Consider the following 23842-nt stretch of genomic DNA (forward strand, 5'->3'; position numbering starts at 1 on the left):
TGACAGCGCGCTTTCCCAAGCAGATTCATGCCGTAACAGCGGCCGGCTTCGCCTTAAAAATAGTGCTTTTCATCTTTGCCCACGCACTACACCAAGTCGGTTTGTAGTTCGCAACTTGGGTTTGCTATTTGGCCATACGCCTTGGCTTAAACGCGTACTTTCGCCGGCACCTAGCTTTTCCCAGCTCCCTTACTTATGCATACTCCGCTCGTAACTCCGCTTGCTCCCGATGCCAACCCAGAGGTGGCGGAGCTGGCGGCATTCTTCAACGAAACGCTGGGGTTCTGCCCCAACAGTGTGCTCACAATGCAGCACCGTCCGGCCATTGCTACGGCTTTTATTCAGCTCAATAAAGCCGTAATGGCCAACCAGGGCCGGGTAACCAGCGCCCTGAAACGCCTTATCGGCTACATCAGCAGCCACGCGACCGGGTGCCAGTACTGCCAGGCGCACACCATTTTGGCCGCAGAGCGCTACGGGGCCGAACAGCAGCAGCTCGACCATATTTGGGAGTACTCCACGCATCCGGCTTTTTCGGAAGCCGAGCGGGCGGCGCTGGCGTTTGCCGTGGCCGCCTCGGCCGTGCCGAATGCCGTGAGCGAGGCTATCGGCCAGGCGCTGCGCCAGCATTGGACGGAGGGTGAAATTGTGGAAATTCTGGGCGTAATCAGCCTGTTTGGGTACCTCAACCGCTGGAACGACTCAATGGGCACCTACCTGGAAGAAGGCGCAGTTGCCGGCGGGCAGCAGCACCTCGCCGGCCGGGGTTGGAGCCCCGGCAAGCATGCCTGAGCAACTAGCATGCGGTGCAATTCAATCCGCATCGGGCGAAGCGTTGGGGGCTAGCAAAACCCGGTTCAGCTCGGCCCGGTGCGTACGCCAGTCGGGCATGAACTGATCTGCCAAGCTCCAGAAGCGGGCATTGTGCAGCCGTTCGTGCAGGTGGGTCAGCTCATGCACCAGCACGTATTCAAGGCAGGGTAGGGGGCGCTTGATGAGCTCCAGGTTCAGCCAAATGCGGGCCGCCCCGATGTTGCAGGTGCCCCAGCGGGTGCGCATCTGCTTGATGCCCCAGGCCGCAGCTGTGCGCCCCACTACCGGCTCCCATTTGGCCAGTAGTTCGGGTAACCGTTGCCGGAGCTGCTGCCGGTACCAGGCCGCCAGAATAGCCTCGCGCTGGGCGGCGGTGCTGTCGGTGGGGGCGTAGAGGTGCAGCTGCTGGGTGCCGGGTTGCAGCTCCACGCGGGGCCGGGCGGCGGGGCGCACTTCCAGCGCGTAGGCCTGGCCGAGGAAAGGTACGGTATCCCCCGTTTCGTAGCGCGGCGTTGGGGCCGGCTCGCGGGCCGCAAACCGTTGCTGGTGCTGCTCAATCCAGGCCCGGCGGGCCTGCACGAATGCCTCGATGGCCGCCGTGGGCGTGTGCAGCGGCACCGCCACCCGGATGCGGCCCCCGGCGTACACCGTCAGGCGCAGGCTGCGCATGCGCTGGCGCACGAGGTCAATTTTAAGGCCGGCAATTTCCATGTTTGTACGCTGCGTTGGTGAGCTTCAAGTCGCAAGCTACAAGCTGCGGGCCACCCTTTTGTTGTACTCAGGATAACAAGCGGTGTAGCGGCCAAAGGGTATTGGCCGAAGCTTGTAGCTTGCGGCCTGAAGCCTGAAGCTCACCCATGAAATCAGCCGTTCGTTTTATTATCTGCGGGGTGGGCCACATCGGCCGCCGCCACGCTACGCTGGTGGCCGCCCACCCCGAGGCCCAACTGGTGGCGCTGGTCGATATCCGGCCCGAGCTGGCCCCGGCGCTGGCCGCCGATTTTCCCGGTGTCCCGTTCTTTGCCTGCCTCGACGACTACCTCAGCCACGGCCCCGCCGCCGACGTGCTGACGGTGGCCACGCCCAACGGTCTGCACGCCCAGCAGGCTATCCGGGGCCTGCGGGCGGGCCTGCACGTGGTGGTCGAAAAGCCGCTGGCCCTGCACAAATCCGACGCTGAGGACATCGTGCATACGGCGCTGCAAACCGGCCGCTTTGTGTTTGGGGTGATGCAGAACCGCTACTCGCCGCCCGCCGCCTGGCTCAAGCAGGTGGTTGAGGAAGGCCGGCTGGGGCAGGTGTTTCTGGTGCAGCTCAACTGCTTCTGGAACCGCGACGAGCGGTACTACACGCCCGGCAGCTGGCACGGCACCCGCGCTGCCGACGGCGGTACGCTCTTCACCCAGTTCAGCCACTTCGTCGATTTGCTGTACTGGGTGTTCGGCGACATCACCAACATCTCGGCCCGCTTCCGCGACTTCACCCACGAGCATCTCACCGAGTTCGAGGACTCGGGCCTGGTAACCTTCGACCTCGTGCGCGGCGGCAGCGGCACGCTGCAGTACAGCACCGCCGTATGGGACCGGAACCTGGAAAGCTCGCTGACGGTGGTAGCCGAGCGCGGAAGCCTGCGCCTGGGCGGCCAGTACATGGACAAAGTGGAATACTGCCACCTGCAGGAATACGAGTTGCCCGCGCTGCCGCCCACCAACCCCGCCAACCAGTACGGCCCCTACCAGGGCTCGGCCGCCAACCACGTCCACGTCATCGACAACGTGGTAGAAACCATCCAACAGCGCGGCGTAGCCACCACCAACGCGCTGGAAGGCCTGAAAGTGGTGGAAATGATTGAGCGGATTTACGCGCTGCGGTAAGCGGCTATTGTACCAGCCGAACCGTACATTCACCTCTGATGCTTACTCCTGACCCCTACGACCAGCAGGCCCAAGCCGACCTCCGGGACTGGCAGCAGCGGATGCGACAGAAGCCCACGCTGCTGAACCGTTTCACGCGCCAGTTGCAGGCCCGGCTCAACGCGATGCTGCCCGAAAAACTGCACCGCGCCCTCACGGCCACTATCCAGAAAATGGTGGAGGGCGTGCTGTTCGGCTCGCAGCATACCACCCGCCAGCCGGTGCAGGTGAGTACGCTGGCCGAGCGCGAGGCGCGGGTGCGGCCGCATCCGTAACTACCGTAACGCAGCGGCCGTGGAGGGCGGGGCCACCGGGGCCGCCGGCTTCCTGCTGGGCCTGGCCGATTTCCCGCTGTTACTCGGCATCAAGCTCAAGCTGCTCTTCGATATTGCCGCCCTTTACGGCCACGATGTGCGCCAGCTCTCCGAGCGGCTCTACCTGCTGCACATCTTCCAACTGGCCTTCAGCAGCCAGCACACCCGCCGCGAAACCTACCGCCAGCTGGCCGACTGGCCCGCCACCGAAGCCACTGCCACGGCCGAAACCTTCGATTGGCGCCAGTTTCAGCAGGAGTACCGCGACTACATCGACCTGGCCAAAATGGCCCAGCTGCTGCCCGTGGTGGGCGCGGCGGTGGGCGCAGTGGCCAACTACCGCCTGCTGGCCCAGCTCGGCGAAACGGCCATTATGGCCTACCGCCTGCGCTGGTTTGCCGAAGCGCATGAGCTGCCGTCGGTTGTCCCGCCCGCCGTGTTGCCCGAATAGTCCCGGTCTGCTGAGGAAAAAATCAAAAACACCCCGGCGGTTGCCATGGGGGTGTTTGTGTGTGTGTATTGCATTGAATAAGAGAGCTAAACCATGCTTTCTGCCGCCGTTTGTGAGGCCGACTACGCGTTTAATGGGCGCTGAAGAAGTGGCGCGGGCGGGTGGCTGGTTGCCGGGGCAGCAATCCGGATTTACCTTTGAGGCATCAATTCCTTCCTCCCCGAAGGATTGTTTTTATAAAGAGGCGCTGAGAGACAGGCTCGATGAAGCGTCGGCAACCATTCGCAACTGCGGGCACGGTGCCAAGTCCTGACCATATAAAAACAAGTTACCGTGGACGCCTCCAACAACGCCCTGCTTTCCTCTGCCACCCTTACAGTCGCGCCCGCCCTGTTCCGGCACCGGCCCGGTGTGTGCTGTTGTGGCTGTTGTTGCCGGACCTGAGTACCGGTTGCGGGCCGTTTAGCCTGCCGGGCCGCTGAGTAAGCGCCAACCTGTTTCCCGCCGCGCCGCCGGTTTCTCCACTTCCCCCTTGCCGGAGCATCGAAGTCAGTAATCCCGGCTGTTTTCTTGGTGCAGGTTGCTGAGGCCGAACTGCCCGGTGCCGTGGGCCACACTGCTGCCCGCACGCTGTGCCTGGCGGTAGGGGTGAGGGGAAGCACTAGGGAGCTTCTCGGACCTGGCTGGCTGCATGCCGGCCAGATTGAACAAAACCGCCGGCCACCATTGGTCCGGTTTACTTTTACCCGAATGGGTGTTGCGGCCAGCGGCATCTGTTCTTCCTTTTTTTATGCTTAAAAAATCATTGGAACTGCTGCGGCAGGAAGCGGCCGAAACGGGCAGCAACACCCTCAAACGAAGCCTCAACGGCTTCAACCTCATCACCATCGGCGTCGGCGTAATCATCGGGGCCGGGCTGTTCTCGCTCACCGGCATTGCCGCCGCTAACAACGCCGGCCCGGCCATTACGCTCTCGTTTATCGTGGCGGCCGTTGGGTGCGCGTTTTCGGCCCTGTGCTACGCCGAGTTTGCCTCCATGGTGCCGGTTTCTGGTTCGGCCTACACCTACGCCTACGCCACCATGGGCGAGCTGTTTGCCTGGATTATCGGCTGGGACTTGGTGCTCGAATATTCGGTGGGCGCGGCTACGGTGGCCATCAGCTGGTCGCAGTATCTGCTCAATTTCCTGGGCAAGTACGGTATTCATCTGCCCCCACAGCTGGTTATGTCGCCGTTTGAAACGGCCACGCTGGCCAGTGGGGCCGAGGTGCATGGGCTGGTGAACGTGCCGGCCATGCTCATTGTGCTGGCCATTACGCTCATCATTATCCGGGGCACGGCCGGCTCGGCGTGGTTCAATGCGCTGGTCGTTACGCTGAAAGTGGCCGTGGTGCTGGTGTTCATCGGCCTGGGCTGGCAGTACATCGACCCCGCCAACTACCAGCCCTATATTCCGGCCAACACCGGCACGTTCGGCGAGTTTGGCTGGAGCGGGGTGCTACGCGGGGCGGGCGTCATTTTCTTCGTGTTCATCGGCTTCGATATCGTGGCCACCATGGCACAGGAAACCAAAAACCCGCAGCGCAACCTGCCCATCGGCATTCTCGGTTCGTTGGCGGTCTGCACCGTGCTGTTCGTGCTCTTCGGCTACGTGATGACGGGCCTGGCCAACTACACCGAGTTCAAGAACAGCGCCGCGCCAGTAGCCATTGCCATCGAGAAAACGCCCTACGCCTGGCTGTCGGGGGCGGTTATTCTGGCCATTATCATCGGCTACACCTCCGTCATTCTGGTCGATTTGCTGGGCCAGAGTCGGGTGTTTTTCAGCATGGCCAAAGATGGACTGCTGCCCCCGGTATTTGCCCGCATTAACGAGCGGTTCCGCACGCCGCTGCAGTCCAACCTGCTGCTGGGCCTGTTCATTGCCCTGTTCGCGGGCTTCGTGCCCATCTCGGTGGTAGGGGAAATGACGAGCATTGGCACGCTGCTGGCCTTCGTGATGGTGTGCGCGGGCGTGCTCATCATGCGCAAGCGCGAGCCCGATGCGCCCCGGCCTTTCCGTACACCTTGGGTTCCGCTGGTGCCCATTCTGGGCATTCTCACCTGCGTAGTGATGATGTTGTCGCTGCCTTGGGAAACCTGGTTACGGTTGGCGGTCTGGCTGGCCATCGGGCTGGCAATCTACTACGGCTACGGCCGCCGGCACAGCAAGCTGGGCCAGCAGGCGCGGGCCGAAGCAGCGCGGCAAGCGCTATAGCCCCAACGCCGGCAGGCATTGCCAGCACAGCCAGGAGGGAGGCAGCAGTAGCCAAATAGCCGAAAGGGCCCCGACGATTATTCATCGGGGCCCTTTCGGCTATTAGCTGGTAAGCGGATTGAGTTAGCCTTTGGCTTGGCGCTTAGCCTGATGCTTGGCTTTCTTGTCGGCCTGCATCTGCGCGTATTTGGTGTATTGGTCGGCGCTCAGGATTTGCTTGAGCTGGGCGTCGTACTGCGCCTTTTGGTCTTTCATGGCTTGGTGGCGCGCCTTTCTATCGGCTTTGGCGACTGTGCCGGCCTGGCCTTTATTGGCCTGCTGCTGCTGGATGCGCGCCAACTGTAGCTGGCGCACCTGCTGGCCCTGAGCGGCCGAGAGGTTGAGACTTTTGGTGAGCTTCTGAGCGGCGCGGTCGGCGCGCTGCTCAGGGGTGAGGTCCTGCTTTTGGGCTTTCTGGTATTGGCCACGGACGGTTTTTACCGGAGTAGTCTGGGCCGAAGAGGCGGCCGAAATCGAGAAGGCGGCAAGAAGGATGAGGAGCTTTTTCATGGCGTATGTAAGGGGAAGATTCAGTTGGTGGAAATGATGACCGACTGCCAGCCGAACTGGCTTTGGGCTTGTGATGGAGCATTTGCAACTCCGATGCCACTTTGCGTCGATGCAGGCCAAAAACCGCCTTTTAAAAATTTAAATTTCCCCGTTAAACCATTGACTCATTTTTTTATCGTTTATATTAAACTATTGATTGTAAAGTATTTATGATTAATAATTGATGCTGTAATCTATTTGGGTTGCTATTCAACCAGCAGCAGATTGCGGCGGCGGATGTAGGCCTCCCGATCCTGCCAGCGCACCCGGTACCATAAGTCCTGCCGGCCCAGCACCTCAAACCGGTCGCCGGCGGCGGCTGTGGTCAGCCAGGTAGCTCCGGCGCCAGGGCCGGCCATGAGTGGGGCCCGCGCCCGCGCCACCAAGCCTACCCGGCCGGGAGCCAGCACATTCAGCGCCAGGCCCACGCCCAGCAGGTAGCTGCCGTACACGGCCCACCAGACCCGGTCGGCGGTGCGGCGGCGTAGCAGCAGGGCTGCCCCTGCCACCACGGCCAGCAGCAGCAGGCCCTGTAGCAGGCGGTAATAGTAGCGTTGCAGCGCAATAAACAGGTTTTGCCGCCAAGTGTCGGGGTAGCCCGTGAGGCGGTGCTCCTGGGCCAGGCTCACCATTTTCTGCCAGGTAGCATAACGTGGCTCCAGGCTCTGCGACACGCTCAGGTAGTAAAGGGCAGCCGGATAATGGCCCAGCGCCTCCTGGGTGTAGGCCATGCGCAGCGCCTGCCGGCCCGATTGTAGGCCATCGTAGTCGCGGGCCTGCCGGTACAAGGGGTAGGCCCGGGCTACCTGCCCGGCCTCGTACAACGAATCGGCTTTTTGGAGCGCCGGACTAACATTTTGGGCCTGAATCGGTTGGGCGAAACTCAGGAGGAGCAGGAAAAAAAGGGGGGCTTTTTTGAGCAAAACAGTTGCACAGTTAAATCCGGGACTCTACTTTTGTGCCACAATCAGCCACACGGGCTTATTGCCGGTACAAAGAAACTGATTCTGTAGCTCAGCTGGTAGAGCAATACACTTTTAATGTATGGGTCCTGGGTTCGAATCCCAGCGGGATCACCAAAACCCTTTCTACGCCTCGTAGAAAGGGTTTTTTCGTTTAGTCCCATTGCGAGTGGGTAACACCGCTTGGATCAGCCTTGCCCGACCCAACAGCGCACCCGACCTTTTAGCGCGCTATATTTGTTGATTCCGCGCTGACTCCTAAATCAGCTTAATCAGCGCCTAAAATCAGCGAAATCTGTGATTGTTTGCATTGCCGAAAAGCCCAGCGTGGCCCGCGAAATTGCTAACGTGCTCGGCGCCGACTGCCGGATGGATGGCTACTACGAGGGCAACGGCTACCAGGTAACCTGGACGTTCGGCCACTTCTGCCAGCTGCGCGAGCCTGAGGATTACCGCCCCGAGTGGAAGCGCTGGAGCATCCACGATTTGCCCATGCTGCCCGAGCAGTTCGGCATCAAGCTCATGCTCCGCGACGATGGCGTGGTACGCCAGTTCGGCGTGATAAAGCGCCTGCTGGCCGCCGCCGATGACGTAATAAACTGCGGTGATGCCGGCCAGGAAGGGGAGGTGATTCAGCGCTGGGTGCTGATGGAGGCCAAATACCGCAAGCCCACCAAGCGCCTCTGGATTTCCTCGCTCACCGAGGAAGCCATCCGCCAGGGTTTCCAGAATCTGCGCGAGGGCTCTGAGTTCGACTCGCTTTACCAGGCTGGCAAGAGCCGGGCGGTAGGCGACTGGCTGCTGGGTTTGAACGCGACGCGGCTGTTCACGCTCAAGTACGCGCCCGGCCAGCGGCAGGTGCTCAGCATCGGGCGGGTGCAAACGCCCACGCTGGCGCTACTGGTCGACCGCTACCACGAAATCCAGAACTTCCGGCCCGAGCCCTACTGGGTGTTGCGGGCCGAATATCGGAGCACGATGTTCAGCCACGTGGCCGTGGTGAAGCCGGGCAAGGACGACGATGAGCCCGACGAGAAAGCGCGCCTCAAGGCCCGCGGCTACTTCGTGACCCAGCAGGAAGCCGACGACGCACTGGCCCGCGTAACCGGCCAGCCGCTGACCGTCACCAGCGTCATCATCAAAAAGGCCCTGGAGAGCCCGCCCGCGCTCTTCGACCTGACCTCGCTGCAGGTGCAGTGCAACAACCAGCTGGGCCTTTCGGCCGAGGACACGCTCAAAACGGTGCAGGGCCTCTACGAGAAGAAAGTGGTGAGCTACCCGCGCGTCGACACCACGTTTCTGCCCGATGACCAGTACCCCAAAATTGCGGGCATTTTGCGCGGGCTGGGCGGCTACGCGGCCCTCACGGCCCCGCTGCTGGCCGCTAAAATCCGCAAGAGCGCCAAGGTGTTCAACAACAATAAAGTCACCGACCACCACGCCATCATCCCGACCGGGGCCAGCGCGGGCGGACTGGGCGGCAACGAGCAGCGGGTGTACGACATCATCGTGCGCCGTTTCCTAGCCGCTTTTTACCCCGATTGCGAAGTGTCGAACACGACCGTGACGGCAGACGTGGCCGGACTCACGTTCCGCGTCCGGGGCCGCCAGATTCTAAGTCCCGGCTGGCGCGAGGTGTACGGCGACCCCGAGAAGCAGACCGTGGCGAACGAAAAGCGGAGCAGCAGTAGCAGCGACGACGATGACGTGGTGGGTACCGTGCTGCCGGCCTTCGTGAAGGACGAAACCGGCCCCCATCAGCCCCGCCTCGACGCCAAGCAAACCCAGGCCCCGCGCGACTACACCGAGGCCATGCTGCTGCGCGGCATGGAAACGGCCGGCCGCAACGTGGACGACGACGAGCTGCGCCAGGCTATGAAGGAAAACGGCATCGGCCGCCCTTCCACCCGCGCCGCCATCATCGAAACGCTGTTCAAGCGCGGCTACATCATCCGCGACAAAAAGAAAATCGTGCCCACGCCCACCGGAGTCGAGCTGATTGGCCTCATCCGCAACCCCACGCTGAAATCGGCGGAGCTGACGGGGCAGTGGGAAAAGAAGCTGCGCCAGATTGAAGGTGGCGAGCTAGATCAGGAGCAGTTTCTGGGGGAGCTAAAGCAGCTGGTGCGCGAAATGGTGCAGGAGGTGAAGCAGGACGGCTCCGGCCGCGCTATCAGCACCACGGCCCCGCCCGCTGGTTCCGTTCCGGCGGGGAAAGCGGGAGCCCCGGCCGGTAAAGCCGCGGCACCAGTTCCCAAAGCGGCAGCTACCCCAGCCATGCCCGGAGCACTTGGGACTTGTCCGTCCTGCGGTACCGGCCACGTGCTGCGGGGCAAGGCGGCGTTTGGCTGCTCGCGCTGGAAGGAAGGCTGCCAGTTCCGGCTGCCCACCGAGTTCGAGGGCAAGAAAATTACCGACAAACAGGCAGGCGACCTGCTCAAAAAGGGCCGCACCCAGGTGATGAAGGGCTTTCTGGACGACGACGGCAACAAGTTCGACGCGGCCATCCTGCTCACGCCCGCCCGCACGCTGGAGCTGGCGCGGGCCGCCGAAAGCAAGCCCACTACACCCACCGACCCCGGCCAGATACCCTGTCCCGTCTGCCGGCTGGGCCAGATGCTGCGCGGCAGCAGCGCCTGGGGCTGCTCCCGCTTCCGCGAGGATTGCCAGTTCCGCGTGCCCTTCGCCTGGGGTGGCAAAACCCTGACGGATGCCCAGATGAATCAGCTGCTGCGCAAGGGTAAAACCGGCGTCATCCGCGGCTTCGTTTCGACTAAGACTGGCAACCGTTACGAAGCCGTGCTGCAAATCGGGGCCGAGGGACGGATTGAGCCGGTGTTTGGGCAGGGGTGAGATTGCGGGAAGAGGGGTATAATAAGAATGTAAATTGCCCAAAATCGACTGCCATGATTCTTAAAAATACTGTATTTCTATTGGCAGGACTTCTCTTGTTTTTTGCCTGTAACAATGAATCATGTGACCCCAGTATAAACAGTTTAAGCGAAGGTGGCGGCCTGAATTTTCATTTGATTAATGCGCGCACGGGCCAAGACTTGCTGGCTCAAACGCCGGATAATAGGTCGCTGTACTCTTCTGATTCAGTAATGGTCTATGATGAAAATGGAAAGCCCCAATTCAAAGGGCCGGTGAATTTCCTCGGCGAAGTAGCCTTTTCTATCTATGGAAGTGTAGCTGATTTGACAGCATTGCCTTACAATTCGCCGGTGAAACGCCGCTTCATTCTTTATCTAAACCGCGCCGACCAAGATACCATTGATGCTTCTTTTCGTTTGCGCAGAAACGAGTGTGGTTTTTCCGAATTTGAAACTGTTGCTATTTATTACAACACCCAGTTAGCATACGAAGGCAGGAATACGACTGAAATTCCAAGCAGAGTTTTTCGCAAAAAATAACCGATTATGCCTCCCCAACTCGGTAAAACCCTTTTTCTGCTTGGCCTGGGCCTGATGCTGCTGGGGGCGCTGTTGTGGCTGGGTGGCAGCTCGGGGTGGTTCAGTTGGTTCGGGCGGCTGCTGGGCGACGTGCGGGTAGAGCGGCCGGGGTTCCGGCTATACGTGCCGTGGGTGTCGATGCTGCTCATCAGCGCCGTGTTGAGTTTGCTGCTGGCACTGTGGCGGCGGCTGGGCGGGTAGCGCCGCCGCAGTCGGAGTTCCGCTAGTAAACAGTTCGAATAGTCAACCAGCTGATGCCGGCAGCAGCACGCCGCCAACTATTGCGGTACAGAGCTGTTCAATAAGCTCAAGTGTACAAGACGTTTACGAGCGGCCTAACCGTTTGCGTAAACAGGTTCGGGCAAACCGCCCGAAGCGCGTACCTTGACGCGCCGCCACCAAGGCCGTTTCTTCGGCCCGACCCAACCAAACGCCCCGTTCTCCCATGCCTAAAATCGTTTCTCCCCAGGTCGAGTTCAACCACCTACTGGCCCAGACCAAAGCCGCCACGCCCGAAATTTTCGCGCCCGACGGCACCGGCTACCTGAACCTGATGGAAGGCCGCTGGCAGGAGCCGGGCAAGCCTCGCGACTTTGTTTCGCCCATTGATGGCAGCATGATTGGCCAGTTGCCGATGCTGGATGAGGCCACCGCCCTGCGCGCTGTGCTGGCCGCCAAGGCCGAAGCCGCCGCATGGGCCGGCACCGACCTGGATGAGCGCAAGCGCCGGGTGCAGGACTGCCTGACCCAGCTGCAGCCCCACGTAGAGCTGGTGGGCAAGCTGCTGATGTGGGAAATCGGCAAAACCTATAAGCTGGGCTTCACCGACATTGACCGCGCCATTGATGGCGTGCAGTGGTACGTGGACAATATTGAGGGCATGCTCGGGAAGCGTAAGCCGCTGGGGCTGGTGAGCAACATTGCCTCCTGGAACTACCCCATGTCGGTGCTGCTGCACGCGGTGCTGGTGCAGGCGCTGTGCGGCAACGCCGTAATTGCCAAAACGCCCACCGATGGCGGCTTTATTTCCTTGAGCCTGACTTTCGCCATTGCCCGCCGCTGCGGCCTGCCCGTGACGCTGGTGAGCGGCTCGGGCGGCGAGTTGAGCGACGTGCTGGTGCGCAACGTGGCCGTGGATTGCCTGAGCTTCGTGGGTGGGCGCTACAACGGCCGCAACATTGCCGACGCGCTGGTTCAGAACGACAAGCGCTACATGCTGGAAATGGAGGGCGTGAACACCTACGGCATCTGGGACTACTCCGACTGGGACGCCATGGCCCAGCAGCTGCGCAAGGGCTACGACTACGGCAAGCAGCGCTGCACGGCCTACGTGCGCTTCGTGGTGGAGCGCCGCCTGTTCCCGCAGTTCCTCGAAACGTACTGGAACACCATCAAGGGCTTGAAAATCGGTAACCCCACGCTGGTGGACGCGCCCGGCGACGCCCTGCCCGACCTGGCGTTCGGCCCCGTCATCAACGCCCAGCAGGCCCAGGACCTGGACCGCCTGTACGCCGACGCGCTCAAAACCGGCGCCACGCCCATCTACGAGGGCCAGCTCGACGACGCGCTGTTCCTGCCCGGCCAGGACCGGAGTGCCTACCGCGCCCCGCGGGCCCTGGTGAACCTGCCGCGCCAGAGCGAGCTGTACTTCAAGGAGCCCTTCGGCCCCATCGACAGCATCATTCTCGTGGACCGCGTGGAGGAGTTGGTGGGCGAGATGAACATCAGCAACGGGGCCCTGGTGGCCGCCATTGCCTCCGACGATGCCAAGCTGGCCGCCCGCACGGCCAAGGAGGTGCGCGCTTTCAAAGTGGGCCTCAACCAGCTCCGCTCCCGCGGCGACCGGGCCGAGGTGTTCGGTGGCCTGGGCGAGTCGTGGAAGGGCGCCTTCGTGGGCGGCGCGCTGCTGGTCGAAGCCGTAACGGAAGGCGACAAGCCCATCCTGGGCAACTTCGGCGACGCTATCCGGCTACCCGAGAAGATTTAGCGGCCGGTATTGGCCGTCCTGCCCGCCGCTCAACTGCGGCAGCAACTGCCAGAAATCAAAAGTCCCGCCTGAAGCTGCATGCTTCGGGCGGGGCTTTTTGGTGGAACAGTACGGTGATGTTTATTCTGAGATTAAAATGAGGAAATTATTCAGATTTATTTTTTTCACTTCTTAATAAGTAGTGAAAAACATTTTGACTTGACACGGTAATTGCATAAGCATTTACAAAAATATATCCATTCTTTGACATAAAGTTTAGAGCATCAATCATTGAGTTAAAATCAACAGCTTTCCCATCTGCGTCTTTTACTATAGTTTCTTTACCTGAGGAAAAGAACTTTGTCTTTTGTCCAAAATCAATTTCAATGGTCAATTTTGTGCTCATTAATTTTGAAGTCCCTACAATCTGTACGTATTCAACATCAATATCTTTTAATGGAACATCGTTTACGGTTTGAGCTTGCAGTGTCAGTCCGTAAAAAAGAAATGTGATAAAAAGGAATGCTTTTTTCATTTCATTTTTTTTAATTAGCTGATTTATTTTTTGTGAATAGCTTTTCGATATCTGAGTCACTCAAACGAATGTCGCCAGCTTCTGCAGCCGATAGCCGCTCCAAGATACTGAGTTGACCGTACCTTCGCAACTATGCGCCTTCCTTCCCGCTTTCTGCCGTTACTGCTGCTGCTGGCCCCGGCCTGCGTGCCGCTGGGTACGCCCATCACCGACCCTAACGCCGCCCGCCGGCCCGCCACGCCCGGCCAGGTGCCTACTGAGTACTACGCCGATAAAAAGCTGCGCTACGAGGACTACATCTACGACCCCAACGTGCGCACCGTGCTCTGCTACGTGCCCACGGGCCAGGCCGGGCAGGTGTTCAACCCGCCGGTGGTGCCCATCAGCCAGGGCCAGTCGCCGGTGCTGGAGTTCGATGTGCTGGGCGGGTCGGGGCAGCGGCTCACGGCCAAGCTCGTGCACTGCGACCTGAACTGGCAGCCCTCGATGCTGACCGACATGCAGTTCCTGAGCGAAATCAACGAGCAGCTCATCAACAACTATCGGCCCTCGGTGAGCACCAAAGTGCCCTACCAGCACTACCAGGTGCAGATGCCGCGTGTGAAGCTGTCGGGCAACTACCTGTGGGTGGTGCAGGGCGCGGGCGGCACGCCGCTGCTGAGCCGCCGGGTGCTGGTGTTCGAGGATGGCGCCGTGCAGATTGCCCTAAAGCAGGGCATTCCGGTGGCGGGGGAGGAGCGCTTCCGCTGGCAGCAGATTGACTTCGGGATTCGCTACAACATGGCCCTCGTCAATCCGGCCCAGGAGGTGAAGGTGGTGCTGCGCCAGAACTTCCGCTGGGATAACGCCCACTACAACCTGCGGCCCACCTTTGTGCGCGACGCCGAGCAGCAGCTCGATTACCAATATTTCAACTTCGAAAACGCCTTTCCCGGCCTGAGCGAGTTCCGGTTTGTAGACCTGCGCACCTTCCGCTCGGCGGGGGCCGGCGTGGCCAGTCTGGATGCCACCACTACGCCCCGTGCCGCGCTGCTGCTACCCGAAGCCTCGCGGGCGGGCGAGCGGTACACCCAGTATGACGACATCAACGGCCAGCGCCTGATTGAAAGCCGCGAGTACCCCGGCGACCCGAACACCAATACCGAATACCTCGACGTAACGTTTCAGCTGCGCGCCGATGCGCCCGCCCCCGGCCCAGTGTATGTGCTCGGGGCCCTGAGCGACTGGCAGCTGCGCGACGAGTTCAAGATGACCTACGACGCCCAAAACCGCGTGTACCGGGGCCACGCGCTGCTCAAGCAGGGCTACTACAACTATTACTACGCCACCCAAACCCCCACCGGGGCCAACAGTATTCCGTGGGAAGGCAGCCACCAGGAAACCGAAAACCAGTACGACCTGCTGGTGTACTACCGCCCGCCCGGCACCCGCACCGACCTGCTCATCGGCTACCAGCGCCTGGATGTGAACAGCCGGCGGCCGTAGGGGTTACAGGGAACTTGGGGGCTTGGCTAACGTAGGAACGTCATTCAGAGCGCAGCGAAGAATCTCGCGTGCAGTCGTTGAGATACCAATTCTGCGTCAGCACGCGAGATTCTTCGCTGCGCTCTGAATGACGTTCCTACGTTAATCCGGTCCTAAGCCGCCTCCAAACTCCTACCATCACCCAATATGTACAACACCATTCTCGTCGTGCTCGGCGTGTCCATTCTGGGCGTGGCCTGGCTGCCGTCGCTGCTCAAGAAGTACCCGCTTTCGTATCCGATTTTGTTTGTGGGGCTGGGGATGCTGATTTTCACCCTGCCGCTGGGTTTGCCCGACCCCGACCCGGTAGAGTTTTCCACCTTCGCCACCCACCTCACCGAAATCTGCGTGACGGTGGCCCTCACCGGCACCGGCCTCAAAATTGACAAGCGGTTTTCGCTGAAAGCCTGGCGCATTCCACTGCTGCTGGTACTGGTGCTGATGGTGCTCACGATTGCCGGTTTTGTGGGCGTGGCCTGGGGCGTGTTCGGGCTGCCGCTGGCCTCGGCCGTGCTGTTGGCCGCCACCCTCGCGCCCACCGACCCCGTGCTGGCCGGTGATGTGCAGGTGGGGGAGCCCGGTAAGGGCGGCGAAGACAACGTGCGCTTCGCCCTGACTGGCGAAGCGGGGCTTAACGACGGCCTGGCCTTCCCGTTCGTGTACTTGGCCCTGGCCCTGCTGCCCATTGCCAAAGAAAGCCTGAGCGAGCGGCTTTGGCACTGGGCCTGGATGGATATGGGCTACCGCGTGGCCATGGGGGTGCTGGTTGGCTGGCTGGCGGGCCGGTTGCTGTCGTACCTGATTTTCGATTTGCCCCGCCGCGCCCGCATCCGGCCCAATGCCTACGGCTTCGTGGCGCTGGCCGTAACGCTGGTGGCCTACGGGCTCACCGAGCTGGTGCATGGCTACGGCTTTCTGGCCGTATTTGTGGCCGCTGTCACGCTGCGCCGCCACGAGCGCAGCCACGAACACCAGGATGAGATGCACGACTTCACCGACCAGCTGGAGCGCCTGCTGATTGTGGTGATTCTGATACTATTCGGCGGCTCTATTGCCTGGGGCCTGTTCGACCACCTGAACTGGACGGGCGTAGCGCTGGGCCTGATTTTGCTGCTGGTACTGCGGCCCTTAGGGGGGCTGCTCACGCTCTGGGGCAGCCGCCTCGACTGGAGCGAGCGGCTGATTGTGTCGTTTTTCGGTATCCGCGGCATCGGCTCGTTTTTCTACCTCGCCTTTGCCCTCGATACCCGCTATTTCCCCAACAGCCGCGAGCTGTGGGCCACTACCGGCTTCACGGTGCTCGTGTCCATTGTGCTGCACGGCACCCTGGCCACACCCGTTATGAACTGGCTCGACCGACGCCAGGGCCGCCTCACAATCGAGGAGCAGGAAGAGCAGGAGGTGCAGCAGCAAGAGCAGGAGCAGCCCAAAGGAGCGGCCAGCTGAGCATAGAGGGTCAACACAAGCGGGAAAAGTTGCGTTGAAGAACCCAACTCTCACCAATTCCCACTTCCATGCTGCTACGTTCTATTCCTTCCCTGCTACTCGCCGGCCTGCTGCTAACTGGTTGCGCCGTGAACCCGGTGACGGGTAAAAAAGAAGTGATGCTCGTGTCGGAAGGGCAGGAGCTGGCGATGGGCAAACAGTCGGACCCAGCCATTATTGCGCAGTTCGGCCTGTACAAAGACGACAAGCTGCAGCAGTACATTAGCACGATGGGCGACAAGATGGGGAAGGTGTCGCACCGCCCCGAGCTGAACTACCAGTTTCGCATCGTCGATTCGCCGGTGATTAATGCCTTTGCCGTGCCGGGCGGCTACGTGTACTTTACGCGCGGCATCATGGCCAACTTCAACAACGAGGCGCAGTTTGCCGGCGTGTTGGGCCACGAAATCGGCCACGTGACGGCCCGGCACTCGGCCAAGCAGCAAACCACCTCCATCCTCAGCCAGGTAGGCCTGATGGGGGCTATGATTGCCTCGCCCCGGTTTGCCCAGTATGGCGAGCAGGCCATGCAGGGCCTGCAGCTGCTGACCCTCAAGTTCGGCCGCGACGATGAAAACCAGGCCGACGAGCTGGGCGTGGAGTACTCGACCAAGATAGGGTACAACGCCGCCGAAATGGCCGATTTCTTCCGCACCCTGGAGCGCGAGCAGCAGCAGGCCGGCGGCCAGGCCATCCCCGATTTCCTGAGCACCCACCCCAACCCCGCCGACCGCTACGAGCACGTCAACCAGCTGGCGGCCCAGTGGAAAGCCAAGCCGGGTACGCCCACTACGCTCGCCATCAACCGCGACCAGTACCTGCGCCTCATCGACGGCATCACCTACGGCGAAGACCCGCGCCAGGGCTTCGTGGAAGACAACGCCTTCTACCACCCCGAGCTGAAATTCCAGTTTCCAGTGCCCCAGGGCTGGAAAACCCAGAACTCGCCCCAGCAATTCCAGATGGCCGACCCGGCCGGCAAAGCCATGATGCTGCTCACGCTGGCCCCCGGCAGCTCGGTGCAGGAAGCCGCCCAGGCCGTTGCCAAGCAGCTGAGCCTGCAGGTAGCCGAGTCGCGCGAGCTGACGGTAAACGGCTTCCCGGCCCTGGCTTTCGTGGGTACGCAGGTGCAGCAGGACCAGCAAACTGGCCAGCAGCAAACGGGGATGCAGGTGCTGAGCTACATCATCCAAGACGGTAAAACGCTTTATGTGCTGCTTGGCGGCACTTCCCCCCAGGATTTTGCGGCCTACGCGCCCGTGTTCACCCGCACTATGGAAGGTTTCCAGCGCCTCACGTCCGCCGACAAGCTCAACCGTCAGCCCGAGCATCTACGCATCCGCACCACCAAAACCAGCCAGACGTTGGCCCAGGCCCTGAGCGCCAACGGCGTGCCTACCAAGCGCCACGAAGAAATGGCCATCCTCAACGGTATGCAGCTCTCCGACAAGCTCGGTCGCGGGATGCTGTTTAAAGTGGTCGGGAAGTAGAACTGGCGGGGTCTTTGGTTACTACCGGGTGGGCCACCTGCTTACTGGTGCCGCTACCATAGCGGCGCCGCGGGGCACCGGCCAACTTTTTCTACTTAGCGTTTCTGTCATGAAAACCTTCCTCTCGCATCCCTTTCTCCGTACCGGCGCGTTGGCGCTGGCGTTGCTGCCGCTGGCCGGCTCGGCCGGTTTCCGCCCGCCGGCCCCGGCCAAGGAGCCCGACCCGCAGGTGCTGGCTCAGTTCGGCCTGCTCAATAATTCGGCCCTGCAGAAGTTCATCGACCTAAAAGGCCAGCAGATGGCCGCCGTGTCCAGCCGCTCCGATTTCGGCTACCAGTTTACCATTCTGGATTCGCCCATGATAAACGCCTTCGCCGCGCCCGATGGCAACATCTACTTTACGCGCGGCATTATGGCGCACTTCAACGATGAGGCGCAGTTTGCGGGCGTTTTGGGCCATGAGCTGGGCCACGTAACGGCCCGCCACGGCGAGAAGCAGAAAACCCGTTCCACCATAACTTCCGGGGCGCTGCTGCTGGGCTCCATCCTCTCGAAGCGGGTGGCCTCCATTGCCCAGCCACTGTCGCAGGGTGCGGGCCTGTTGTTTCTCAAATACGGCCGCGACGATGAGCGCGAAGCCGACAAGCTGGGCGTGGCCTACTCGAGCAAAATCGGGTACGACGCCTCCCACATGGCCGATTTCTTCCTCACGCTCCAGCGCCAGGAGCAGGCCAGCGGGGCCGGCGGCATGCCCACATTCCTAAGCAGCCACCCCAACTCGGCCGACCGCTACAGCACCGTGAAGCAACTGGCCTCGCAGGCCAAGCAGCAGCAGGGTGGCCGGGCCCTCACCGTGAACCGCAACGGCTACCTGCAGATGATTGACGGAATGGCCTACGGCGACGACCCGCGTCAGGGCTTCGTAGAAGGCGGCGTTTTCTACCACCCCGAGCTGAAATTCCAGTTTCCAATTCCCCAGGGCTGGAAAAGCCAGAACTCGCCCCAGCAGTTCCAGATGGCCGAGCCTAACGGCAAAGCCGTGCAAATCCTGACGCTGGCGCCCGGCAACTCGGCCGAGGAAGCGGCCCAAGCGCTGGCCAAGGAACTCAACATCAGTTCGCCCCAAGCCACCCGCACTACCATCAACGGCCTGCCCGCCATTGCCCTGCAGGGCGACCAGGTGGGCCAGGACCAGCAGGGCCGCCAGGGTATCCAGGCCAGCACGCTCTCCTACGTCATTCAGGATGGCAAAACGCTATACGCCCTCATCGGCCTCTGCGGCCCCGGCACGCTCAACAGCTACGGCCCCGCGTTCCAGCGCACTGCCCAAGGTTTCCGCCGCCTCACCGACGCCAACAAGCTCAACCGCCAGAGCGAGAAAATCCGCATCCGCACCGCCAAAGCCGGCCAGACGCTGGCCCAGGCTTTGAGCGCCAACGGCGTTTCCACCAAGCGCCACCAGGAGCTGGCTATTCTGAACGGCATGACAACCACCGACAAGCTCAGCGCCGGTACGCTGTTTAAGGTGGTGGGGAATTAGGGTCAACGTAGACTAAATTTCGTGGCAGGAGATAGTGTTTGATACTCAATACCCTGTTAATCGGGTTGGGTTTGCAATAATCAGCCACGGGAATTCCACCTATCTTTATATAGCTTTTATAGATATTTCCCTTATTGGAAAAAGAATAGTCCTCTCTATATGCTATATCGGCAGCGCAAACTACTTGTAGTCGACGTGCTATACGACCCTTAGGATTCAGTTCTTGGTCAGTAACTACTTGACCACTTCGCTTAATATCAAATGCAAGGTCATATTGACTGAAATTGATGGCAACCCCTGGCTTTATATTTCTCAAATTTTCAACTAAAGTCAACGTGTCATTTATTTTACAAGGAATGAATAAGTCAAAGCTGTCATGGTTTCTTGAATAGTCAATTAGTATAATTCCAGTTTTTCTGATTACTCCATTTGCATCAACTTCTTTATTAGATTTGCAGGTATCTAGTAATAGAAACGGGATGAATAGTAAGAGTTTCATAAATATATCGTTTGAAGGAGAGAGAGCCGCCCTGCCCGAATCGTTCGGGCGGGGTGCTTAAGTTACAGCAGCGTCGGCGAAAAATATCAAATCAGTTTAACCAGCGAAAATCGGTGATTTAGTCCTCCAGCGCGTTGGTCAGGAAGGTGTTTTGCAGGCCCAGCCAGAGCAGCCAGAAGCCCAGGCACCAGTAGAGGTAGGTGCGGTAGTAGTCCTGGGTGTTGCGGTAGCGGGTCTGCTTGATTTCGGACTTCTCGTAGCTATTAATCTGCTCGAATATTTGGCGCAGGCCAGCGTTGTCGGTGGCGCGGAAGAAGCGGCCGTCGCCGGCCTGGGCAATCTGGCGCATAGTGGTTTCGTCGAGGCGGGTTTCCACGAAGCGGGGGCGTCCGTTCTCGTCGGTGCCATAGGGCACCACCCCATCCTGCCCCAACCCGATGGTGTAGAGCTTGAGGCCGTAGGCGTGGGCCAGCTGGGCGGCGGTGAGCGGGTCGAGCGAGCCGGCCGTGTTCTCGCCATCCGAAAGCAGGATGCACACTTTGGTGCGCGAAGGCGAGTCGCGTAGGCGGTTGGTGGCCACGCCCAGGGCCGTGCCGATGGCCGTGCCGTCGTTGGCAATCAGGCCCAGGCGCAGGCTCTGCAGGTTCTCGCGCAATAGCTCGTAGTCGGTGGTGAGGGGGGCCATCGAGTAGGCGTCGCCGGCGAAAACCACCAGCCCCACCCGGTCGCCGCGGCGGCGGTCGAGGAAGTTTAGGGCCACGCGCTTGGCGGCTTCCAAGCGGTTGGGGCGCAGGTCCTGCAGCTCCATCGAGGCCGACACGTCGATTACGAGTATGATGTCGATACCCTGACCAGTCTGCACCACCCGCTCGTCGGTGCGTTGGGGCCGCGCCAGCGCCACGATGCCGAAACCCAGGCTCAGGGCCAGTACCACATCGGGCAGGAAGCGCAGGGCTGCACTCCAGTCGCGCCGCAGCTCGCCGGCCACGAAGGCCACATCCAAGTGCGCCCGCCGCCGTCGCGCCAGCGCCCAGCGCAGCACGAACAGCAGCGGCACCAGCGGCAGCAGCAGCAGCAGGCGCGGCTGCTCCCAGCTGTAGCCGGCCAGCGTGGCGTAGCGCAGGCTGTCGAGCAGTTCTTGCATTTATGGTGGAGGAGAGCGTGAAGAAAGGAGTTGGCAAGCAAAGAACGTCATTCAGAGCGAGCGAAGAATCTTGCATGGCACCGCTAAAGCGGCATTACAACGTCAGCATGTGAGATTCTTCGCTTCGCTCTGAATGACGTTTTTAATTTCTGGGCTCCTCATTTCTCTGTTCACTCACTCGCCTTCCACCCGCATCACCAACTCATACTGGCGTTCGGCGAACTGGCGGAGCAGGTCGAAAATGGGGTCGGTTTCGGCGTCTTCTTCCGAAAACTGGTTGCCATAGATAACCCGGTCGGCCAGCATCAGGGCCTGGCGCACATCGGGGTCGTGGTGGTAACGGGCCACGATTTCGCGAGTGGTGAGGCTGGTGATGTTGAAGTTGGTGAGCGTGGAGAGGTAGTTTTTCCAGAGCGTAATGGCCCGCTCCATGTTGTTGAGCGAGCGGGAAAGCGTGAACCGCTCGACGTGGCGGGCATATTGGGCCAGAAAATAGGCGTGGTTTTTCCGGAGGCGGTAGCGGCGGTAGCGCAGGCGCAGGCGCTGCCGGAAGCCCAGCACCAGCCCGCCGGCCAGCAGCAGCAGCCCCGCCAACCCCGCCAGCCAGTAGGGGTAGTTGAAACGGGTCGCCACAGGCCGCAACTGCAGATTCTGGCGCAGCGCCGGCACCTCGACTGCTGCCACAACAACCGGCGCAGTACGCAACAGCCGTACCTGTACCGGCAGCGTGGGCACCACCAGCGTGTCGCGGCCACGCAGCACGGTTATGGGCACGCTCAGCGTCTGTACCGAATCGAGGCTGAAGGTGCGCAGGCGATACACGGCCTGGTCGAGGCTGCGGCCCTGGCGGGTGCGGGTGGGCCGGTAGCGTCGGCCCACGTACTCGAAGGGCGCGAAGCTGGCCGCCGAGTCGGGGAAGATGATTTCCAGTGCCGGCGCGTGGTCCGAGGTCAGCTCGAACTCAATGATTTCGCCCACCCGCACGGTCGCCTTCCGAAACTGGCCCTTCGCCACCGCCTCCTGCTGCGGCGCCGATGCGTCGGCTGCCGCAGCTGCGGCGGGCGCCGGCACCTGCGCGGCGCCCGCGCAAGCCAGCAGCAGCAGGGCCACCGTTGCCGAAAACCGTTGGTCGAAGCGTTGTGGCCAATACCAGTTCAAACCTGCGCCCTTACCCACGACCTCCGCGCTGGTTGCGCCGCCGGAACAGGTTCACCAGCTGGGGAACGAAATCGTCGGCGGTGCTGATGGACAGGAATTCGGTGCGGTGGCGGCGGCAAACTTGGCCGATTTGCGCCCGGTTCTGCTCGTAGGTAGCCCGGTAGCGGGCCCGGAAGGCCTCCGACGAGGTGTTCGTCCACACCGTGCGGCCCGATTCCTGGTCGTGGAGCGGGATTATGCCCAAGGGTGGGAATTCCTGCTCGCGCTGGTCGAGCAGCTGCAGCACCACCAAATCGTGCTTGCGGGCCAGCATAGTTAGCTCCCGCTCGTAATCGGCATCGATGAAATCGGAAATAAGGAGCACAATGCTGCGCCGCTTCAGCAGCCCCAGCGCCTGCTTGATGCCGGCCGCCACCGCCGTCTGCCGGTGCTGGGGCTCCAACTCATACAGCCGCTTGATGAGCGAGTAGGCGTGGTGGTTGCCCTTGCCCGAAGGCAGGTACAGCTCCTTCTGGTCGGAGAAGGCCAGCAGGCCCAGCTGGGCATCCTGGCGGGCGGCGGCCAGGGCCAGCACCCCGCAAATGTCGCGGCCCATATCGAGCTTGCGGCGGCCGGCCGCGCCCACCTGTTGCGAGGCACTCACATCGAGCAGCAGCAGCACCTGCTGCTCGCGCTCTTCCTTGTAGGTTTTCACGAACGTACCGTGGCCTTTGCTGCTCACGGCCCAGTCGATGGCCCGTACTTCGTCGCCATATTGGTACAGGCGCACCTCATCCACTTCCAGGCCCGTACCTTTGAATACGGAGTGAAAATTGCCCTGCAACTGGGCATCCACAGCCTTTAGGATGCGGATTTCCATCTGCCGCAGGCGGCGCACGAGCTGCTGGAAAGGCGAATCGGCAGGTTTCATTCGGCCTAAACTACAGCATTGACCTAACTTTGCCTTCGTGAAACGAATTTCCCGTTGCCTTTCCGCTGCCTGCCAGGCTTTGCCACTGGCCCGGCTTTCAGTTTTGCTCATGGGTTTACTGCTGATTGCCAGCGCCTGCCAGAAGGCCGACGAGGTGCCGGCGCCCGCCCAGTTGCTGCCACCCGATAAAATGGTGAGCCTGCTGATTGAGCTGCACACGCTGGAAGCCCGCACCGAGGCGGCCGCGCTGCCGCCCGATTCCAGCCGGGTTCTGTTTCGGCAGGAGAAAAAGAAAGTTTACTGGCGCCACGGCGTGACAGATTCCATCTTCACCCAAAGCTTCCGCTTTTACGCCGTTCGGGGCAAGGAGCTGAACACTATTTACCTATCAGTCATCGACAGCCTTGCCGCCCGCGAGAAGGTGGCGAAGTAAGGCGGTGAACGCGCTTTTACCGGAGGCGGCTGCCGTTGGGAAGAGGGGCCGCCAGGGTGGCCAGCACAATGTGCCCGGCCGCATCGGGGGCGCCGGTAACCAGCACCTCGGAGCGCAGCGGCCCTATTTGCTTGGGTGGGAAGTTCACCACGCATAGCACTTGCAGGCCCGGTAAGTCGGCTACTCGGTAGTGGTGCGTAATCTGGGCGCTGGACTTGCGCAGGCCTATTTCGGGGCCCAAGTCAATCAGCAGCCGGTAGGCCGGCTGGCGCGCCTCCGGAAACTCGTGCGCCTCCACAATGGTACCCACGCGCATATCCACGCGCTCGAATTCCTCCCAGGTTAGCATAAGGTGAGATGATGAAATGGCTGCCTGAGTGACCTGACGGCGCAAGTTGCGCTTTTGAA

Annotated in this window: 23 protein-coding genes, 1 tRNA gene, 1 pseudogene and 1 riboswitch; of the genes and pseudogenes, 16 read left to right on the plus strand and 9 right to left on the minus strand. The window is 61.1% G+C overall.

The annotated features are described in order from the left end of the window. Positions 1–107 (plus strand): annotated as a pseudogene (locus D0N36_RS20350) (IS982 family transposase); the annotation flags it as partial. 88 nt (positions 108–195) lie between these two features. Continuing rightward, entirely contained in the window at positions 196–792 is a 597-nt protein-coding gene (locus D0N36_RS15040) for a carboxymuconolactone decarboxylase family protein (protein ID WP_116942674.1), read from the plus strand. A 21-nt stretch (positions 793–813) separates the two neighbouring features. Here the strand turns inward: D0N36_RS15040 and D0N36_RS15045 are convergent, their stop codons facing one another. Further along, a complete protein-coding gene (locus D0N36_RS15045) occupies positions 814–1524 on the minus strand; it encodes a M48 family metallopeptidase (RefSeq protein ID WP_116942675.1) in 711 nt (236 codons plus the stop codon). Positions 1525–1670: 146 nt separating this feature from the next. On the opposite strand from D0N36_RS15045, the gene D0N36_RS15050 reads away from it, so the two are divergent. The 4 genes from D0N36_RS15050 (at position 1671) to D0N36_RS15060 (ending at position 5748) form a co-directional block, all read left to right on the plus strand. Continuing rightward, on the plus strand, positions 1671–2687 hold the full coding sequence (locus D0N36_RS15050) for a Gfo/Idh/MocA family protein (protein WP_116942676.1): 1017 nt from the start codon (positions 1671–1673) through the stop codon (positions 2685–2687). Between the two features lie 38 nt (positions 2688–2725). Next, on the plus strand, positions 2726–3001 hold the full coding sequence (locus D0N36_RS20130; protein ID WP_317191484.1) for an EcsC family protein: 276 nt from the start codon (positions 2726–2728) through the stop codon (positions 2999–3001). Positions 3002–3020: 19 nt separating this feature from the next. Next, positions 3021–3491: an EcsC family protein gene (locus D0N36_RS20135; protein ID WP_317191485.1), complete on the plus strand. Its 471-nt coding sequence runs from the start codon at positions 3021–3023 to the stop codon at positions 3489–3491. 231 nt (positions 3492–3722) lie between these two features. Beyond that, positions 3723–3815: riboswitch (SAM riboswitch) on the plus strand. Positions 3816–4281: 466 nt separating this feature from the next. Next, positions 4282–5748, plus strand: a complete 1467-nt coding sequence (locus tag D0N36_RS15060) for an amino acid permease (RefSeq protein WP_116942677.1) — start codon at positions 4282–4284, stop codon at positions 5746–5748. 123 nt (positions 5749–5871) lie between these two features. Here D0N36_RS15060 and D0N36_RS15065 read toward each other — a convergent pair whose 3' ends face one another. Next, positions 5872–6297 (minus strand): DUF4890 domain-containing protein, encoded by a 426-nt coding sequence (locus D0N36_RS15065; protein WP_116942678.1) that lies wholly within the window; start codon positions 6295–6297, stop codon positions 5872–5874. A gap of 245 nt (positions 6298–6542) precedes the next feature. Beyond that, entirely contained in the window at positions 6543–7259 is a 717-nt protein-coding gene (locus D0N36_RS15070) for an SH3 domain-containing protein (protein ID WP_116942679.1), read from the minus strand. Positions 7260–7339: 80 nt separating this feature from the next. Here D0N36_RS15070 and D0N36_RS15075 point away from each other — a divergent pair. The 5 genes from D0N36_RS15075 (at position 7340) to D0N36_RS15095 (ending at position 12737) form a co-directional block, all read left to right on the plus strand. Beyond that, positions 7340–7415: transfer RNA gene (locus D0N36_RS15075), tRNA-Lys, on the plus strand. A 180-nt stretch (positions 7416–7595) separates the two neighbouring features. Continuing rightward, a complete protein-coding gene (locus tag D0N36_RS15080) occupies positions 7596–10151 on the plus strand; it encodes a type IA DNA topoisomerase (protein WP_116942680.1) in 2556 nt (851 codons plus the stop codon). Between the two features lie 53 nt (positions 10152–10204). Further along, a complete protein-coding gene (locus D0N36_RS15085) occupies positions 10205–10711 on the plus strand; it encodes a hypothetical protein (protein ID WP_147320930.1) in 507 nt (168 codons plus the stop codon). Positions 10712–10717: 6 nt separating this feature from the next. Next, positions 10718–10951, plus strand: a complete 234-nt coding sequence (locus D0N36_RS15090) for a DUF2905 family protein (protein WP_116942681.1) — start codon at positions 10718–10720, stop codon at positions 10949–10951. A 244-nt stretch (positions 10952–11195) separates the two neighbouring features. After that, positions 11196–12737 carry an aldehyde dehydrogenase family protein gene (locus D0N36_RS15095; RefSeq protein ID WP_116942682.1) on the plus strand — a complete coding sequence of 514 codons (1542 nt, stop codon included), beginning with the start codon at positions 11196–11198 and terminating at the stop codon, positions 12735–12737. A 145-nt stretch (positions 12738–12882) separates the two neighbouring features. Here the strand turns inward: D0N36_RS15095 and D0N36_RS15100 are convergent, their stop codons facing one another. Beyond that, on the minus strand, positions 12883–13251 hold the full coding sequence (locus D0N36_RS15100; protein ID WP_190242700.1) for a hypothetical protein: 369 nt from the start codon (positions 13249–13251) through the stop codon (positions 12883–12885). A gap of 132 nt (positions 13252–13383) precedes the next feature. Here D0N36_RS15100 and D0N36_RS15105 point away from each other — a divergent pair, with 132 nt between their 5' ends. From D0N36_RS15105 to D0N36_RS15120, 4 genes are all read left to right on the plus strand, one after another. Beyond that, positions 13384–14736, plus strand: a complete 1353-nt coding sequence (locus tag D0N36_RS15105) for a type IX secretion system plug protein (RefSeq protein WP_116942683.1) — start codon at positions 13384–13386, stop codon at positions 14734–14736. A 186-nt stretch (positions 14737–14922) separates the two neighbouring features. Beyond that, positions 14923–16221, plus strand: coding sequence for a cation:proton antiporter (locus D0N36_RS15110; RefSeq protein WP_116942684.1), 1299 nt, complete (start codon positions 14923–14925; stop codon positions 16219–16221). A gap of 68 nt (positions 16222–16289) precedes the next feature. Beyond that, on the plus strand, positions 16290–17750 hold the full coding sequence (locus D0N36_RS15115; protein ID WP_190242701.1) for a M48 family metalloprotease: 1461 nt from the start codon (positions 16290–16292) through the stop codon (positions 17748–17750). A 109-nt stretch (positions 17751–17859) separates the two neighbouring features. Beyond that, entirely contained in the window at positions 17860–19290 is a 1431-nt protein-coding gene (locus D0N36_RS15120) for a M48 family metalloprotease (RefSeq protein WP_116942685.1), read from the plus strand. On the opposite strand, the gene D0N36_RS15125 is transcribed toward D0N36_RS15120, so the two are convergent. The 4 genes from D0N36_RS15125 to D0N36_RS15140 form a co-directional block, all read right to left on the minus strand. After that, entirely contained in the window at positions 19271–19789 is a 519-nt protein-coding gene (locus D0N36_RS15125; protein ID WP_147320931.1) for a hypothetical protein, read from the minus strand. The genes D0N36_RS15120 and D0N36_RS15125 overlap by 20 nt on opposite strands. Positions 19790–19907: 118 nt before the next feature. After that, the gene (locus D0N36_RS15130) at positions 19908–20933 is read right to left on the minus strand and encodes a VWA domain-containing protein (protein ID WP_116942686.1); all 1026 of its coding nucleotides are present in this window, start codon (positions 20931–20933) and stop codon (positions 19908–19910) included. A 174-nt stretch (positions 20934–21107) separates the two neighbouring features. Beyond that, entirely contained in the window at positions 21108–22091 is a 984-nt protein-coding gene (locus tag D0N36_RS15135; RefSeq protein ID WP_190242702.1) for a hypothetical protein, read from the minus strand. 10 nt (positions 22092–22101) lie between these two features. Continuing rightward, positions 22102–23001: a DUF58 domain-containing protein gene (locus D0N36_RS15140; RefSeq protein WP_116942688.1), complete on the minus strand. Its 900-nt coding sequence runs from the start codon at positions 22999–23001 to the stop codon at positions 22102–22104. A gap of 109 nt (positions 23002–23110) precedes the next feature. Between D0N36_RS15140 and D0N36_RS15145 the strand changes: the two genes are divergently transcribed. Further along, the gene (locus tag D0N36_RS15145) at positions 23111–23434 is read left to right on the plus strand and encodes a DUF4296 domain-containing protein (RefSeq protein WP_116942689.1); all 324 of its coding nucleotides are present in this window, start codon (positions 23111–23113) and stop codon (positions 23432–23434) included. A gap of 16 nt (positions 23435–23450) precedes the next feature. On the opposite strand, the gene D0N36_RS15150 is transcribed toward D0N36_RS15145, so the two are convergent. Next, positions 23451–23783 carry a tRNA-binding protein gene (locus D0N36_RS15150; protein ID WP_116942690.1) on the minus strand — a complete coding sequence of 111 codons (333 nt, stop codon included), beginning with the start codon at positions 23781–23783 and terminating at the stop codon, positions 23451–23453. Positions 23784–23842: the final 59 nt, after the last annotated feature.

It is taken from the genome of Hymenobacter lapidiphilus (genome assembly GCF_003417065.2).
Lineage (GTDB): Bacteria > Bacteroidota > Bacteroidia > Cytophagales > Hymenobacteraceae > Hymenobacter.

What these genes read in the sequence shown, in the direction of transcription:
- D0N36_RS15045 (WP_116942675.1), bottom strand. Translation starts at nt 1,524, where the DNA reads ATGGAAATTGCCGGCCTTAAAATTGACCTCGTGCGCCAGCGCATGCGC.
- D0N36_RS15100 (WP_190242700.1), bottom strand. Translation starts at nt 13,251, where the DNA reads ATGAAAAAAGCATTCCTTTTTATCACATTTCTTTTTTACGGACTGACA.
- D0N36_RS15130 (WP_116942686.1), bottom strand. Translation starts at nt 20,933, where the DNA reads ATGCAAGAACTGCTCGACAGCCTGCGCTACGCCACGCTGGCCGGCTAC.
- D0N36_RS15050 (WP_116942676.1), top strand. Translation starts at nt 1,671, where the DNA reads ATGAAATCAGCCGTTCGTTTTATTATCTGCGGGGTGGGCCACATCGGC.
- D0N36_RS15065 (WP_116942678.1), bottom strand. Translation starts at nt 6,297, where the DNA reads ATGAAAAAGCTCCTCATCCTTCTTGCCGCCTTCTCGATTTCGGCCGCC.
- D0N36_RS15125 (WP_147320931.1), bottom strand. Translation starts at nt 19,789, where the DNA reads ATGAAACTCTTACTATTCATCCCGTTTCTATTACTAGATACCTGCAAA.
- D0N36_RS15115 (WP_190242701.1), top strand. Translation starts at nt 16,290, where the DNA reads ATGCTGCTACGTTCTATTCCTTCCCTGCTACTCGCCGGCCTGCTGCTA.
- D0N36_RS15040 (WP_116942674.1), top strand. Translation starts at nt 196, where the DNA reads ATGCATACTCCGCTCGTAACTCCGCTTGCTCCCGATGCCAACCCAGAG.
- D0N36_RS15095 (WP_116942682.1), top strand. Translation starts at nt 11,196, where the DNA reads ATGCCTAAAATCGTTTCTCCCCAGGTCGAGTTCAACCACCTACTGGCC.
- D0N36_RS15120 (WP_116942685.1), top strand. Translation starts at nt 17,860, where the DNA reads ATGAAAACCTTCCTCTCGCATCCCTTTCTCCGTACCGGCGCGTTGGCG.
- D0N36_RS15140 (WP_116942688.1), bottom strand. Translation starts at nt 23,001, where the DNA reads ATGAAACCTGCCGATTCGCCTTTCCAGCAGCTCGTGCGCCGCCTGCGG.
- D0N36_RS15145 (WP_116942689.1), top strand. Translation starts at nt 23,111, where the DNA reads ATGGGTTTACTGCTGATTGCCAGCGCCTGCCAGAAGGCCGACGAGGTG.
- D0N36_RS15150 (WP_116942690.1), bottom strand. Translation starts at nt 23,783, where the DNA reads ATGCTAACCTGGGAGGAATTCGAGCGCGTGGATATGCGCGTGGGTACC.
- D0N36_RS15085 (WP_147320930.1), top strand. Translation starts at nt 10,205, where the DNA reads ATGATTCTTAAAAATACTGTATTTCTATTGGCAGGACTTCTCTTGTTT.
- D0N36_RS15105 (WP_116942683.1), top strand. Translation starts at nt 13,384, where the DNA reads ATGCGCCTTCCTTCCCGCTTTCTGCCGTTACTGCTGCTGCTGGCCCCG.
- D0N36_RS20130 (WP_317191484.1), top strand. Translation starts at nt 2,726, where the DNA reads ATGCTTACTCCTGACCCCTACGACCAGCAGGCCCAAGCCGACCTCCGG.
- D0N36_RS15110 (WP_116942684.1), top strand. Translation starts at nt 14,923, where the DNA reads ATGTACAACACCATTCTCGTCGTGCTCGGCGTGTCCATTCTGGGCGTG.
- D0N36_RS15090 (WP_116942681.1), top strand. Translation starts at nt 10,718, where the DNA reads ATGCCTCCCCAACTCGGTAAAACCCTTTTTCTGCTTGGCCTGGGCCTG.
- D0N36_RS15060 (WP_116942677.1), top strand. Translation starts at nt 4,282, where the DNA reads ATGCTTAAAAAATCATTGGAACTGCTGCGGCAGGAAGCGGCCGAAACG.